This is a genomic window from Parasulfitobacter algicola, from assembly GCF_013315265.1.
Classification (GTDB): domain Bacteria; phylum Pseudomonadota; class Alphaproteobacteria; order Rhodobacterales; family Rhodobacteraceae; genus Parasulfitobacter; species Parasulfitobacter algicola.
In genome coordinates this window covers 39,790-53,968 of sequence record NZ_JABUFE010000010.1, presented here as the reverse complement: position 1 = coordinate 53,968, position 14,179 = coordinate 39,790, and the positions used below count along the sequence as shown (strand labels likewise).

Below are 14,179 nucleotides of genomic sequence, written 5' to 3'. Positions count from 1 at the left end.
GGGACCATCATAGGTGAAATCACATCTAAGATTATTGGCCTGGAACAGTTTATATCCTTGGTACGTTGATGATGAAATCACTGAAAAGAGGCTTTGAAAAATGAAATCGTCCGCAATTATGTTTGGTGCGATCGGCACATTGACAGAAACATCCCACCTGCAGTGCCGTGCGTTTAACCTTGCCTTCATAGATGCCGGGCTGGATTGGGAATGGGATTATGACGAATATTTTGATTTGTTGAAAACCCCAGGTGGCCAACAGCGCATCGCGTCTTATGCCGAAGCAAAGGGTGATGACGTCGATGCAAAGACTGTTCATGGCATGAAGGTCCAATACTTTGAACAACTAGCCAGTGACGAAGGGCTTGAACCGCGCGCGGGTGTGGTTGGATTGATAGACGCAGCCAAAACCGCAAATATTCCCGTTGGTTTTGCGACAAGTACAGGACAGGACACAGTGACGTTGATCCTGTCTGGCCTGTCGCCTGCGGTTGTGAAAAGCGATTTTGACTACATCGGGGATCGCAGCAAAGTTGAACGATCAAAGCCAGCGCCTGATATTTATCTTGATGCGCTGAAAAACCTGAACGTTAAGCCAAGCCAAGCGATTGCAATCGAGGACACGCCAGAAAGCGCGAAAGCTGCTTTGGCCGCCGGAATTACCTGTATTGCCTTTCCCGGACGGGCTGCAAAAGGTCGCGCTTTTCCAGAAGGTTGTGAAATGGTTACACGCTTGACACCTGATCTTTTGCAGCATTTATCGAAAGTCGCCTGACGGAATGGGCGTATCCTCCCTTGACTTCCGCGGCGTGCCAAGGTGTATCGGCGCAACGCTGAAAACAGCCGAAGGAACGCCAAAATGCACGCCTATCGCAGTCACACCTGTGCTGAACTGAACAAAACCCATGTGGGCGAAACCGTCCGCCTGGCCGGTTGGGTCAATCGTATTCGTGATCACGGCGGGCTTTTGTTCATCGATCTGCGGGATCATTACGGTGTGACGCAGATATTGGCAGACCCTGACAGCCCTGTTTTTGCACAGGTCGAAAAGGTTCGCAGCGAATGGTGCATTCGGATTGACGGACAGGTCAAGGCGCGTGATGAAAGCCTGATCAACCCCAATATCGCAACCGGTGAAGTTGAGGTTTTTATTCGTGATATCGAAGTGCTGGGGGCGTCGGATGAACTGCCGCTGATGGTTTTTGGTGATCAGGAATATCCCGAAGAAACCCGCCTGCGCTATCGTTACCTGGACCTGCGCCGGGAAAAGCTGCAAGACAACATGAAGCTGCGGTCGGACGTTGTGGCCAGCATCCGCAAGCGCATGTGGGATATCGGATTTCGCGAATACCAGACGCCGATCATCACCGCCAGCAGCCCCGAGGGCGCGCGCGATTTCCTTGTGCCCTCGCGTCTGCACCCGGGCAAATTCTACGCGCTGCCCCAGGCCCCGCAGCAGTTCAAGCAGCTGATCATGATGTCGGGCTTTGACAAATATTTCCAGATCGCGCCCTGTTTCCGCGATGAAGACCCCCGCGCCGACCGGTCGCCCACCGACTTTTACCAGTTGGATATGGAGATGAGCTTTGTCGAACAGCAGGACGTTTTCGACACGATCCAGCCGGTTCTGCAGGGCGTGTTCGAGGAATTCGGCAGCGGGCGCAAGGTGGATGCCGACTGGCCCCAGATCAGCTATCGTGACGCCGCGCTCTGGTATGGCACCGACAAGCCTGACTTGCGAAATCCTATTAAAATGCAAGTGGTCTCTGACCACTTTCGTGATAGCGGTTTCGCGATTTTCGCGAAACTGTTGGAGCAAGACGGCACCCAAATCCGCGCAATTCCGGCACCCGGCGGCGGCTCACGCAAATTCTGTGACCGAATGAATGCCTTTGCCCAGAAAGAGGGCCTGCCGGGGATGGGGTATATTTTCTGGCGCAAGAAGGACGCGCAGACTAAAGATGAGACTCTACTCCAGCTAGAAAAGGAAATGAGGCAATTTATCAAGGCTGAAATTACTGACGAGTTTCAAAAACGTTTCTCTCAATGGTCAGAGCTGACCGAAGCCGCAGGCCCTCTGGCTAAGAACATCGGTCCTGAACGGACTGAGGCCATTCGCAGGCAACTCGGATTGGGCGTTGGTGATGCCGCGTTTTTTCTGGGCGGTAAACCTGAAAGCTTTGAAACTGTCGCAGCCAAGGCGCGGGTTGAGATTGGGAATGAGCTGGGCCTGACTGACCATGACCGTTTTGCCTTTGCGTGGATCGTGGATTTCCCGATCTATGAAAAAGACGACGAAACCGGCAAGGTCGATTTTGAACACAACCCGTTTTCCATGCCCCAGGGCGGGATGGAGGCGCTAGCAGGCGATCCGCTGGACGTTCTGGGCTATCAGTACGACCTGGCGTGTAACGGCTATGAACTGGTCAGCGGCGCGATCCGGAACCACAAGCCCGAGATCATGTTTAAGGCGTTTGAGATCGCAGGTTATGGCGAAGATGAGGTGCGCAAGCGCTTTGGCGGGCTGGTCAATGCCTTCCAATACGGCGCGCCGCCCCACGGGGGATGTGCCGCCGGGATTGACCGGATCGTGATGCTGCTGGCGGATGAGGCGAACATTCGCGAGGTCATCATGTTCCCCATGAACCAGCGCGCCGAAGATCTGATGATGGATGCGCCCTCTGAACCGATGAATGAACAGCTGCGCGATTTGTCATTGCGGGTGATCGACCCCGACGCCTAGCAATTGTTGCCAGAGTATTTACGCGCATCGAAGCTGAGCTTTGTATTTTATCTGGGCGTGAAGCTGTTGATTTGATAGGCTATGATCATGCCCCCATGATCAGGAGCTGTGCTGATGTCTATCCGTCTGACGACCTGGAATATCGCCTGGTTTGGCCAATTGCTGCAGGGCAAAACGCGAACCATACCGCAACGCAGTAAGAAGGTGACATCGGCTGCGGGTAAGTCGCTGCAAGAGTTACAGCGCAAGCAAATCGCTGAAGAGATCCGGCGTATGGACCCGGATATTTTATGTATTCAAGAGGGACCATCGACCGGGAATGTCGATCGTTTGCAAAGTTTTTGCGACGATGATCTTGAGGGTGACTGGACCGTCGTCACACGTGATAAGCGTGATAAATATCTAATTTCCGGGTCCCAGGGTATTTTCTTTATCATTAAAACCGCCCGAATGGATGAATTGCAGCCACGTTTTTTATCTCAAGCGGCGTGGATTGAAGCGACTGAATTTGAAAGTCGAAGTGATCTGTCAGTGGATGGATCAGGTGAGCACCAGCGCAAATGGCCGATTATTCATCCGCTGTTTAAACCAAAGGGTGTGCAAAGTCTGGCCGAGCCAGAGGAAGAGGACGAGGATGCTCCAAAACTGAATGATCGCGAGCATTCGCATTTCAGGCATCCTCAGGTGCTTGTATGCGATGTCGACGGGCGGCGGGTGGATTTTGTCGGGGTGCATTTGAAGTCGAAATTTGGCGGAAATGATTATCGGGCGGCTGGTCTGGCACGTAGAAAAGAAAACAAGACGCCCGAAGATATTGCATTGATCTTACGGGCCGAACAAACGGCGGTTGAGGCGCGGATCAAGCTGTCGACGGAAACGGCAAATATCAGATATTACATCGAAAACCGATTTCGTAATGAACCAGAGCCCGCGATATTTATCCTGGGCGATATGAATGATGGTGTTGGAAAAGAGGTGTTTGAACGAAAATATCTGTTTCATGATGCAATTTCGAACCTGCAGGGAGATGTGTTTTTCGCCAATCGGTTTTTGAACCATGCCTTGTTTGATTATTCGCAGCAAAACGGCGAAAATCATCGTTGGACAGTTACGTTTTTCGATGTTTGGGATCCTGCCCGCGCCCCTGAGATTTTGCTGGATCACATTGCCTTTACCCAAGGGGTCTGTAGCCCCAATTCGCTGATTGAAACCGGGCTGTGCGTGCTGCCAAAAGCAGGCCGAGTTGAGCATGAAATTCATAACGCGGTGAATGCGGTTTTTGACAGCGAAGACGACCATACCAGTGATCATCGGCCCGTCACGCTGGATATCCAAACATCCGCCGATCTGGTGGCATAACCACGCTTAGGCCGGATGACAGTTGTCATCAAGTATGGCATTCTGACCCTGTAAATAAGGGAACTTTACATGGATTTCGACCCTGTTTTCGCCACTATTCGGTTTGGTACAGGTCTTGCGCCAGGACATGACCTGCCGCTGAATGCTGACATGACGCTAGATACTGTGACTGGCCCCGATGTTATGTCGGATCATTTTCCGATTGCGCGATTTGAAGATCAAAGGCCGCTTTTGGTGGAACTGCGCGCAAGCCAGAAAATTGAACGTACAGAAAGTGGGACAGAGGTTGGCCGTCGCGCCCGCGACAGAGTTGTGGAGTTGCGCAAACAGGTTTGGCGACAACGTCTGGACTGGCTTCGTGCAAGTCTGGCACGCGGTATCGGTGCTGATCACGGGTTTCGCGAACGTTTGACCTGGTTTTGGGGTGATCATTTTACAGCCGAAGGTAAAAATGGCGTCACCCGGCACATGGCATCCAGTTATGCTCAAGGCGCGATCAGGCCGCATGTGGGTGGGTATTTCGCAGATATGCTAAAGGCGGCTGTCACAAACCCGTTCATGCTGCAATATTTGGATCAGATCCAATCTGCCGGGCCTAACTCACGCGCGGCTGTCGAAAAGAACCGGGGCTTGAATGAAAATCTGGCGCGTGAGGTGCTTGAGCTGCACACACTTGGCGTGAATGGTCCCTATGGCCAGGCTGATGTCTATGATCTGGCACGGATTTTGGCGGGGCTTACGTATTCGCATAATGATGGGTTTCGGTTTCGCGAATTCCTGCAGGAACCTGGCGAAAAAACTGTGTTAGGCAAGCGATATGGTAATCCTTCGTTACAGGATGTGCATGCGGTTTTGGATGATCTGGCGGCCCATCCAATGACGGCACGACATATTGCGCGAAAATTGGCGGTGCATTTTGTTTCGGACACAGCTGATGCTGAACTGATTGATCATATGTCGGCGCAATATCTGGCATCAGATGGATATTTGCCGGATGTTTATCAAGCGATGCTGATCCATCCCGCAGCATGGGCTACCGACAAGCCGAACGTTAAAATGCCGTTTGAATATATCGTCTCTGCATTGCGGGCGCTAGGTGTCACATCAGATCAAATCATGCAGGCCAAGCGCAAGGATGTGCGCCGTTTTGTTGATGTGCCACTTCAGGTGATGGGTCAACCATGGGAACAACCGGGTGGTCCGGATGGATGGCCGGAACAGGATAGTGCCTGGATCACACCCCAAGGTTTGGCCGGGCGTATTCAGTGGGCGATGATGGTGCCACAATTGATCCTGTCTGATTTGCCGGATCCAAGGGACTTTGTTTTGACTGCTTTGGGCAAGACCGCGCCTGAACAGGTGAAATTCGCAGCGGCCAGTGCGGAAAGTCAATGGGAAGGCGTCGGCGTTGTTCTGGCTTCGGCTGCATTTCAAACAAGATAGGATCTGCCGATGACCCAAATCAATAGGCGAAAGTTTATCACTGCACTTGGATGTTCAGCCGCGGCAAGCCCATTTTTGACACCAATCGCACTGGCTGCAGGTCCTTGGGATGCACGGCTGGTGGTGATCATTTTACGTGGGGGGATGGATGGGCTGGACGTGGCCCGCCCTTATGGCGACCCTGCATTTTCAATGCTTCGGCGGGGGTTGGCAAAAGACCGTGATGCCAGCCATGATCTGGACGGCTTCTTTTCTGCCCACCCTGCGCTTGATCCTATTATACCGCTCTGGACGAAAGGGGAATTAGGCTTTGTTCAAGCGGTGTCGACGCCATATCGCGACAAGCGCAGCCATTTTGACGGGCAGGATTTACTCGAAGCTGGTACAACTGATTTGGGTCAGGGTGCGCGTGATGGCTGGCTGAACCGGATGTTGCAAACCGTGCCAGGTATTACTGCGCAGACCGGCTTTGCGATCGGGCGCGAAGAAATGCGCGTGATGTCAGGCAGCGCCCCTTTTGGCAGTTGGTCGCCAGATGCAGATCTGAATCTCAGTCCTCAGGCGATACGATTGCTTGAACTGGTTTACCATGATCACCCCAATTTTCGTGATGCCGCAGCCGAGGCAATGGACATCGCAAAAAGTCTTGATCTGGGGGATGTGCAGATGGAACCGGATCAGATGATGATGCAGATGCAACAACGGCAACGCCAGACCTCAGAAGGTGGCGAACATACCCATGTTGCCCGATTTGCGGCAGATCGGCTAAAGGGGGATACACGGATCGCGACGTTTTCGATCAATGGTTGGGATACGCATGCCAATCAGGCACGCGGAATGAAAAATGCATTGGCGCGTCTAAGCGATACGATTGTGACGTTGCGGGATGAGCTGGGACCAATTTGGGGCAAAACAGCCGTACTTGCGATGACAGAGTTTGGTCGGACAGCGCGCGAAAATGGCACCAAAGGCACGGATCATGGTACAGGTGGCGCGATGATCACTGCAGGTGGTGCATTACGCGGCGGGCAGGTTTTAGGACAATGGCCCGGTTTGACCGAGGCGGCGCTTTATGATCGCCGTGATCTGATGCCGACAGCAGATGTAAGGGGATATTCTGCGTGGGTCATGAAGGGTTTATTCGGATTGGATCAAAGCACCTTGGAAAGCGCGATATTTCCCGGTTTGGATATGGGCGCTAATCCTGGATTACTTGCCTAATGTCTTAGAATGAATTTGATGCCTGTACAGAAGATGTGGATGTTACATCAAAAAAATCTGCTGATCTGCTTGAAAGAGTTGCCGCCATCACAATGCAAAGTATGACGACCCCGGCCATTAGAACTTTCCAGTCAATCGGTCCTTCCTGAACCGGCTTGCTGTCGAAACCATTTAACAATTTGAACATATTACGACCCGCTTTATTCATCCCGTTACAATTATATTTTTGCCTTCCGATTCTGGCAGGAATAAGAAGGTCTAGTGCCGATTTCTTGAACATTGACTTAATCAACAAAATAAAAAGAGGCAGGAATGACATCGAATTTGACCAATTGGCAACCGCCGATCCTGCCCAATGCACAGCATCTTGAAGGACAATATGTTCGGTTAGAGTATTTATCTGCACAAGATCATGCCACGAATTTATTCAATAATTTCAAGGGACATGATGATGTTTGGTTATATCTTCCCGATGAACCATTTCGTGAATTTGAACCGTTTCAACAACATATTGCCAGCTTGAACAACACGCCTGAGCAGCATTATTTCTATGCAATTTTCGATAAAGAAACGCAGAAATGGGGCGGGTTTGCATCTTATTGGACGATCCAGCCAGACGCAGGTTCGATTGAACTGGGGTATATTAGCCTGTCCCCAACCCTTCAACGCACCCGCGCTGCAACCGAGGCATTTTATCTGATAATGAAATGGGCGTTTGAAGCAGGCTATCGGCGGTTCGAATGGAAATGTGACAGCCGAAATATGCCGTCGCGACGAGCCGCACAGCGTCTTGGCCTGAGTTATGAAGGAATATTTCGGCAAGCTTCGGTGGTGAAAGGTCAAAATCGCGATACGGCGTGGTTTGCAGCGATTGACAAGGAGTGGTCGCAGCTGAATGCCGCTTTTGAGCAATGGTTAAGCCCTGCAAACTTTACTTTTGATGGGCGGCAATTGGTGCGATTAAGCAGTTTGACGGCCCCTGTTTTGGTTGCGACAGATCCAATCTTAATCAGCTAAATTGCAATCATACTACAATCACCCGCTTTGGTTCACGCCGATGACAGGTTTGCCAGATATTCAGTCATAGTATCATTGGGAATCTGATGCACCTGACATTTGATTTTTGTGTTGCTACCTTTAATTTATAAAATCGTATAAATGCATTGTTTTGGGAAAAAGCGCGCCTAGACAAATCTTTGAAAAGCAGCAATAAGACCTGAGAATAGAATTTGGGTGAATAGAGCAATAGATATTGCGATCATTTAGGTAACTATTTATGTAAGAAAATCCTGCCAAGGATTTAATTTTTCACCATAAAGGCGAGTTGGCGGAGTGGTGACGCAGCGGATTGCAAATCCGTCTAGACCGGTTCGATTCCGGTACTCGCCTCCAATGATTTCAATGACTTGCGTCATGTCTATTCTCCTGTTTCTCGATTTTTGAAACAGCTGTTGAAACATTCATGTTTCCTTCTTGTTCTGTTCCATGCGGTTTCGTGCGGCCTGCGCGCGCGTAGCAAGTTCTCTCTGCCTGACCTGTCCTCCATTTTTTTAAGCATCTCAGCACCGGAATGACCTGTGACGGCTTTGACCATCTCGTCATCACACCCTGACTCGTAAAGCTCGATTGTCGCATTCTTGCGCAGTCCGTGCGTGACGTATGTGGCTGCGGTGGGATGTTTCATCATGGCCTTCACCTTGCGCATCTCGCCCGCAATCGTGCGATACTGAACCGGGCGACCGGTTGGGTCGGTGATAATCGTCAAGCCTTTCTTGTCGACCTGCGCCAGATGTGCCTTGAGCCGATCTGTCAAAGGGATCAACAATGGTTTATCTGTTTTGCCCTGATTGAAGTCGTATGCCCCATTCCTGATATGATCCCAACGAATTTTAAGTACGTCTCCGATACGTTGGCCAAGGCCAAGACAGAGTTCATAGACTAGGCGTGCACGGGGCGTAGCCGCTGCTTCAAACTCAGCCCTGACATCGTCCGGCCACGGTTCCCAACCATCGCTTTGCTGCTTGAAGAGCGGGATCCCTTTAGCCGGGTTGCCATGCTCTTTTTTCAGCAAACCAATCAAACGCGCATGGTTCATTAAGACTACCATCACTTGCACAAGATAATTCGCCTGCCTCCAACGGTCTGCATTGGCACGGTGTAACTCGTAAATATGGTGTGTCTCGATCTTGGCTGGGTCTTTCTTTCCCCAGATATCGCGAACATGACCGATGTATTTGCGGTAATCTGCTTTGGTGCGAGGTTTAAGCTTCTTAAATGCATCGCTTTCATAGTAGCTGAGAATTAAGGTCTCAAAATTGCGCTTGACTGTAAGAGGCTCACGTCCCGCCAGCAATTGATTGTAATGCTCCCAAAACTCAATCGTACCTGGTTTCTCTTTCATCATGATCGATTGATTATGGGATCGACGAATGAAACGCACATAGCCACGATCCTGATAAACGTACTTAGGCAAATCCTTCTTGGTCATTTGCTCATCCGTAAATCGGTGTTTAGGAAGTCATCAGCGGCGTCAGGAGCGGACATGGTTGCATCGACCATAACACTGCCTCCGGCTTCACCTCGCCTTTAACCCGTACCCAACCAGCTGCCCGCGCCTCACGAATGAGAGTCGCCATGGTTTGACGTGCGATGGTCTGGGGACTGGCGTTAGGCATTCATATTACCCGTGTCGTCTTGATGCTCCACCATGATGTGCTCATCGCGCGCATCAAGATCAGCCTCAGTGATGCCATGGATCAGGCAATACAAATCAGAAAGGCCGTAGCCTGTAATCCAGCGATTGGAATTGACCATCTGCAATCCGGCTTTGTCGGAAATGGCCGCGTTACTGAATTCAAACGTGCATTCGAAAAAGTCAGTTTCAGAACAAAGATCAGTGTCAATTTCCACGTCCGGGTCCATGATGCTGATCTTGACGCTGGTTCTCACGGACTTGACAATTGATACTTGGCAGAAGTGATATGGAGGATCGTCGTGTGAAAACAATCTGATTAGTGCTTCCAACGCAGTTTTAGGAAGCTGTTTGAAGTGGCTTGGCAATGGTGTGTCAGAGTTATCGAACCCGCTGCTCATAATAATATTTTCAGGTTCGCGCGGCCCATTTGGGCAAATCCTGACTGACGCTAAAGGTAAGCTTGCCAGTTCGATCAAGGCATCAGCAGACTGGACAGTTGATCCATCAAACAGCGCAAGCAACGTGGCATAGGCAGCATCCTTTTCGGTCATTTCCGGCGCGCCGCCGCCTCTACCGCCCGTTGTGAATATACCACTCTTACGACTTACCAACATCATCGACCGCGCACGAGGTGCATCATCGATCGCCTGTGAAATCCAATCCTTGAGCTGAGCAAGCTTTGCCATATTATCGAAGTATCACTTCTTTATCATTCAGTCAATCGAAAGGAAGTGATACTTCGATATTGAGAGTTGCTATATCAGAGTGTGCTATCACCCATAGTTCTTCATCGTGATGATCTGCACTGCAAATATCAGGAAACTAGCAAAATGTTCCCAATACCAAAGCAAACTTGAAAGGCTTGATCAAAGATACAGATGCTTCTAACTAGTTATTCATATAAATAGGACATCAGAAAACTTTGAATCCTTGAGCCTCTGGCTGGTTTGTGTGATTGATTATGTGGTTTGCTTTTGGTACTGCAAACAGTGTTACGGAATGATCAGATTCCTGATCCTTTTCCTTTCTCTCAAAATTACTTTGTCACGACCGAAGTAGATGTCGGCGGGTGCGGCATCAGTCCGGAGAGATTGATTACATCGACAGTATTTCCAAACGAGGTGAAACGTCGAAAGAAAGTGGAAATGCTCTTCGCCCATCTCAAGCGTATCCTCATCCAGCACGGTCTCTTCTCTTAACGCTTAAGCTTAAATCGTCGTCTAGTGGAATACTAGAACATGAACGACATAAGCTTACCGCGGAAACCGGCTCGGGCGAAGTCGACGATATATCAAGATCTGTATTACCTTCGGATTAGTTACCGAGCATCGCGTTGAGGCGCCCAAACCCAAGTTGATCTATGGCACCGCGTGCGCCTTCAAATCCACAGTTAATGGCAGCCAGTGCTTGGCCAAGACGTAGCCCATAATCTAAGCGGGCTTTGTTAAGAGACTCTAGAGCTTTGCTTCCTCCTTCGCCAATCGTGTGAATCAATGCGGCCGTGCACCAGTCGCCCGATCCCGCTGCATCTACTACGCGATTTGCCGTTATAGCTGGAAGTGCGCTCCACCTAGACCGCCACCTGACTTTCAGCCCATCAGCTCCATGGGTTTCGATGATGATCTTTGGTCCGCTTACCTTTGCAAGGCCGGGAAGATGGCCCAAACGGTCGTGCGAGTACTTAAGGACGTGTGAAGCATCTACCGCCTTCTGAAACTAACGCTCCTCTCCAATAGATGATGGCTCGAACACCACCAGAGCTCCGGCCTCAAGCTGATCATAGTAGTCTTTCCGCTTTCGTTCGATGGTAAAGGCGAGCGCAATGAGGCTCGGCTGGCCAATATTCTGAGCCAGTGACTTTTCAGCCAGAGCCCGACCAAAGCGACCATTCCCGTCCTCAAATGGGTGGATGCTTTCGAAGTAGAGATGACTCAAGCCCGCACGCGTCAATGCCGGCAATGGCCCTTCGGCATCCGGCGCTGTCCGATTGAACCAGTCGACGTACCCGTCCATCTCGTCCGGAACCTGTGCAGATGGCGGCGCCTCAAAATGAACGACCGGACGATCAAGACGACCCGAGACGATCTGCATGGCATCTTCGTGCTGCCGGTATGACCCGATCACCTCCAGCCGATTGTCGAAAGAGGGGTCGATTACGGCTCAGTGCAGAAAAGCACTCTAAGGAATTTTATGTCGTAAAATCAACAGCTTGCAATCTGCTAAATTTCTAGCTTTGCCGAATTGTCCGAAAGAATTTATCTATATTTTTCAATAGCTTATTTTGTTAACGTACAATTTGGCACTGAGCCGTAATCGACCCCTTGATCTCACGGATGACCCGCCGATAAGTGTGAGCCTTGTCGGTGCAGATCGTGACCGGCCGGTGTAACCGCACACGCTCTATCGCATTGCGCAGGAAGGCTCGAGCCGCCTTCGCATCCCGCCGTGCGGTCAGGCGAAAATCGACCATTTGGCCGTTTGCATCGATTGCACGCCACAAGTAACGCCATTTGCCGTCAACGCGGATGTAGGTTTTGTCCACGTGCCAATCGACGCTTGCTCGGCGGAGGTGCTTCTCGGTGCGCTTGGTCAGTTCGGGGCCAAACTTTTGAACCCATCGATACACAGTCGACTGATCAACCGTGATGCCCTGCTCCGACAGAAGGTCGACAACATCTTGGTAGGACAACGGATAGCACAGATACCAACGCACGGCGCATAAGATGATATCTCTCGGAAAGCGGTGGTGTTTGAAGGGCGACTTACGCGGCATGCTGGACCTCAAAAACCCAAACTTCGCAAGGTGAACCAATTAATGCAACAGTCCCACACTATATGACATTGTCGAAACTGAAAGAATACGCTGTCTAAGGGCTAAGCCAAAGCCGCTACCTGTTGCGTCTGGGCGCGTTCGTCTATTTTCAGCAGGGCTTTCAGGGCGTCCCAATGGGCTTTCTTGATCTTCTCAACGTTAAAGCGTTCTTCCAGATCATCAAAACAGGCAAACATCGCGCGTGACAGCGATAAATGCACGGGCGTACTGCAGAAGATATAGTCGAACCCATCTACATCCACGTCCTCAAAAGCGCCGGCTGTGATGCCATCCGTCAGCAGATTGCGCAACGATGTGTCCATTTCTTCGATAAACTGGTCATGAAAATCCCGCGCCATCTGTGGAAAGCGTCGCGTGGTTTCGGCAATGATCGACGACATGCGCCCTGCATTTGAATAAATCATTGCATCGTAGAATTCGTTCAACATCAGCTCCAGCCGTTCGGCATGGGGCTTAGTGATATCTTCGGCATAGATTTTCATTTTTTCGATATGATCAGGATATCCATGCCCGACACAGGATAGAAACAACGCCTCTTTACTGGGAAAATGGTGATAAAGACTAGCTTTCTGGATGCCCGCAGCTTTTGCCACTGCATTAATTGAGGTCCCCGCAAAGCCGTTCTCGATGAACAAATTTGAGGCGATATCGATGATTTCCTGTTTTCTATCAGTCATTTTCAAACATTGTCTGTTGACGCCCGATTTTTCAAGTCTATGTTCCCTCCCAATACAAACCTACCGACCGGTCGGGTGGCTACCAGCAGGAGATAGCACATTATGGCACAGAAACAAGGGGGATTGTGGCAGTCGGTGCTTAAACCCGTCGTTCTGATCATTGCGATTCTGATTGGGTTTCAGGCCCGCGGACAAGAGATTTCGAACAGTACGGATCAGGCGGCTGAACGCATCAGACCCGTCAAGCTGATCACACCCGAAAATGCAAATGGTGCAATCGAACGGCGTTTCTTCGGTCAGGTCACAGCCCGTGAAACCGTCGATCTATCGTTTGAGGTCGCGGGATCCATGACCGTTTTTCCCGTCAGAGAAGGTCAGGTCGTTCCGAAAGAATTCGTGCTTGCACAACTTGATCTGGCCCCCTTTGAACGGGCTGTCGAACGGGCCGAACTTAACCTGGCCCGCGCTGAACGCGACCTTAGCCGCGCGACGCAACTGGCCAACAGTAATGTGGCCAGCCGCACCCAGGCCGAAGACGCGCAAACCGAACGCGATCTGGCCGATGTGGCGTTGCGCGAGGCCCGCGAAGCGTTGCAAGACGCCACACTGCGCGCCCCTTTCGACGGTCTGGTCGCCCAACGTCTGACCCCGACATTCAGCAGTGTGTCCCCCGGTCAAGCCATTGTACGACTGCATGATGTATCGCAAATGCGTGTGACAATCGATTTGCCAGAACGCCTGCTGGAAACAATTGGCGCCTTGTCCGAGGTCGAGGTTTTTGCCGAACTGCCGGGTCAGGATGAACCCGTGCCTGTCACATTAGTCGAATTTCAGGCGGTCTCGTCCGAGATCGGACAAAGTTACGAGGTCAGCTTTGCGATCCCCGACAGTGCCACGGCGGGGCTGATTCCCGGAAAATCAGCGACTGTGATCGGACGCCTGCCGTCGAAGACCGATGGCTTTGAGGTGCCGACCTCGGCCATCGTTGGCGGCAATGATCGCGATCCATATGTCATGTTGTATACACCCGGTGAGGATGGCGCAGGAACGGTCACGGCCACGCCTGTTTCACTCAGCAGCCCTGCGGGCAACGCCTTTGTCATCGACGGAATATCGCCCGGCAGCCAGATCGTTGCAGCCGGGGCCCATCTGCTGCGCGACGGACAGCGCGTCCGCCCCTACAACGGCCTGAGTTTCCAGGAGTAATC

Annotated in this window: 11 protein-coding genes, 1 tRNA gene and 1 pseudogene; 8 read left to right on the top strand and 5 right to left on the bottom strand. The window is 51.2% G+C overall.

Annotated elements, in window-relative coordinates; all coding sequences use genetic code 11:
* Positions 1-100: 100 nt before the first annotated feature.
* The 7 genes from HRQ87_RS15065 to HRQ87_RS15035 all read left to right on the top strand — a co-directional run bounded on the left by HRQ87_RS15065 (position 101) and on the right by HRQ87_RS15035 (position 8,158).
* Entirely contained in the window at positions 101-775 is a 675-nt protein-coding gene (locus HRQ87_RS15065) for an HAD family hydrolase (RefSeq protein ID WP_174139268.1), read from the top strand.
* 84 nt (positions 776-859) lie between these two features.
* Positions 860-2,743 carry an aspartate--tRNA ligase gene (gene aspS / locus HRQ87_RS15060; protein WP_174139267.1) on the top strand — a complete coding sequence of 628 codons (1,884 nt, stop codon included), beginning with the start codon at positions 860-862 and terminating at the stop codon, positions 2,741-2,743.
* Positions 2,744-2,857: 114 nt separating this feature from the next.
* On the top strand, positions 2,858-4,102 hold the full coding sequence (locus HRQ87_RS15055) for an exonuclease/endonuclease/phosphatase family protein (protein WP_174139266.1): 1,245 nt from the start codon (positions 2,858-2,860) through the stop codon (positions 4,100-4,102).
* Between the two features lie 69 nt (positions 4,103-4,171).
* On the top strand, positions 4,172-5,545 hold the full coding sequence (locus HRQ87_RS15050; protein ID WP_174139265.1) for a DUF1800 domain-containing protein: 1,374 nt from the start codon (positions 4,172-4,174) through the stop codon (positions 5,543-5,545).
* 9 nt (positions 5,546-5,554) lie between these two features.
* Positions 5,555-6,766 (top strand): DUF1501 domain-containing protein, encoded by a 1,212-nt coding sequence (locus HRQ87_RS15045; RefSeq protein WP_174139264.1) that lies wholly within the window; start codon positions 5,555-5,557, stop codon positions 6,764-6,766.
* Positions 6,767-7,078: 312 nt separating this feature from the next.
* On the top strand, positions 7,079-7,783 hold the full coding sequence (locus HRQ87_RS15040) for a GNAT family N-acetyltransferase (protein WP_174139263.1): 705 nt from the start codon (positions 7,079-7,081) through the stop codon (positions 7,781-7,783).
* Positions 7,784-8,084: 301 nt separating this feature from the next.
* Positions 8,085-8,158, top strand: a tRNA-Cys gene (locus HRQ87_RS15035).
* Positions 8,159-8,183: 25 nt separating this feature from the next.
* Here the strand turns inward: HRQ87_RS15035 and HRQ87_RS15030 are convergent.
* The 5 genes and pseudogenes from HRQ87_RS15030 to HRQ87_RS15005 all read right to left on the bottom strand — a co-directional run bounded on the left by HRQ87_RS15030 (position 8,184) and on the right by HRQ87_RS15005 (position 12,971).
* Entirely contained in the window at positions 8,184-9,254 is a 1,071-nt protein-coding gene (locus HRQ87_RS15030) for a site-specific integrase (protein ID WP_246252316.1), read from the bottom strand.
* A gap of 179 nt (positions 9,255-9,433) precedes the next feature.
* The gene (locus tag HRQ87_RS15025) at positions 9,434-10,147 is read right to left on the bottom strand and encodes a hypothetical protein (RefSeq protein ID WP_174139262.1); all 714 of its coding nucleotides are present in this window, start codon (positions 10,145-10,147) and stop codon (positions 9,434-9,436) included.
* 1,081 nt (positions 10,148-11,228) lie between these two features.
* Positions 11,229-11,606, bottom strand: a pseudogene (locus HRQ87_RS15015) (Fic family protein); the annotation flags it as partial.
* Positions 11,607-11,745: 139 nt separating this feature from the next.
* Entirely contained in the window at positions 11,746-12,234 is a 489-nt protein-coding gene (locus tag HRQ87_RS15010) for an IS6 family transposase (protein ID WP_246252313.1), read from the bottom strand.
* A 101-nt stretch (positions 12,235-12,335) separates the two neighbouring features.
* Complete coding sequence (locus tag HRQ87_RS15005) at positions 12,336-12,971, bottom strand: TetR/AcrR family transcriptional regulator (RefSeq protein ID WP_174139260.1); 636 nt, start codon at positions 12,969-12,971, stop codon at positions 12,336-12,338.
* Positions 12,972-13,073: 102 nt separating this feature from the next.
* Here HRQ87_RS15005 and HRQ87_RS15000 point away from each other — a divergent pair, with 102 nt between their 5' ends.
* Positions 13,074-14,177: an efflux RND transporter periplasmic adaptor subunit gene (locus tag HRQ87_RS15000; protein ID WP_174139259.1), complete on the top strand. Its 1,104-nt coding sequence runs from the start codon at positions 13,074-13,076 to the stop codon at positions 14,175-14,177.
* The last annotated feature ends 2 nt before the right edge of the window (positions 14,178-14,179 follow it).

Coding starts and splice junctions, on each gene's coding strand:
- HRQ87_RS15065 (WP_174139268.1), top strand. CDS start 101: ATGAAATCGTCCGCAATTATGTTTGGTGCGATCGGCACATTGACAGAA.
- aspS (WP_174139267.1), top strand. CDS start 860: ATGCACGCCTATCGCAGTCACACCTGTGCTGAACTGAACAAAACCCAT.
- HRQ87_RS15055 (WP_174139266.1), top strand. CDS start 2,858: ATGTCTATCCGTCTGACGACCTGGAATATCGCCTGGTTTGGCCAATTG.
- HRQ87_RS15050 (WP_174139265.1), top strand. CDS start 4,172: ATGGATTTCGACCCTGTTTTCGCCACTATTCGGTTTGGTACAGGTCTT.
- HRQ87_RS15045 (WP_174139264.1), top strand. CDS start 5,555: ATGACCCAAATCAATAGGCGAAAGTTTATCACTGCACTTGGATGTTCA.
- HRQ87_RS15040 (WP_174139263.1), top strand. CDS start 7,079: ATGACATCGAATTTGACCAATTGGCAACCGCCGATCCTGCCCAATGCA.
- HRQ87_RS15030 (WP_246252316.1), bottom strand. CDS start 9,254: ATGACCAAGAAGGATTTGCCTAAGTACGTTTATCAGGATCGTGGCTAT.
- HRQ87_RS15025 (WP_174139262.1), bottom strand. CDS start 10,147: ATGGCAAAGCTTGCTCAGCTCAAGGATTGGATTTCACAGGCGATCGAT.
- HRQ87_RS15010 (WP_246252313.1), bottom strand. CDS start 12,234: ATGCCGCGTAAGTCGCCCTTCAAACACCACCGCTTTCCGAGAGATATC.
- HRQ87_RS15005 (WP_174139260.1), bottom strand. CDS start 12,971: ATGACTGATAGAAAACAGGAAATCATCGATATCGCCTCAAATTTGTTC.
- HRQ87_RS15000 (WP_174139259.1), top strand. CDS start 13,074: ATGGCACAGAAACAAGGGGGATTGTGGCAGTCGGTGCTTAAACCCGTC.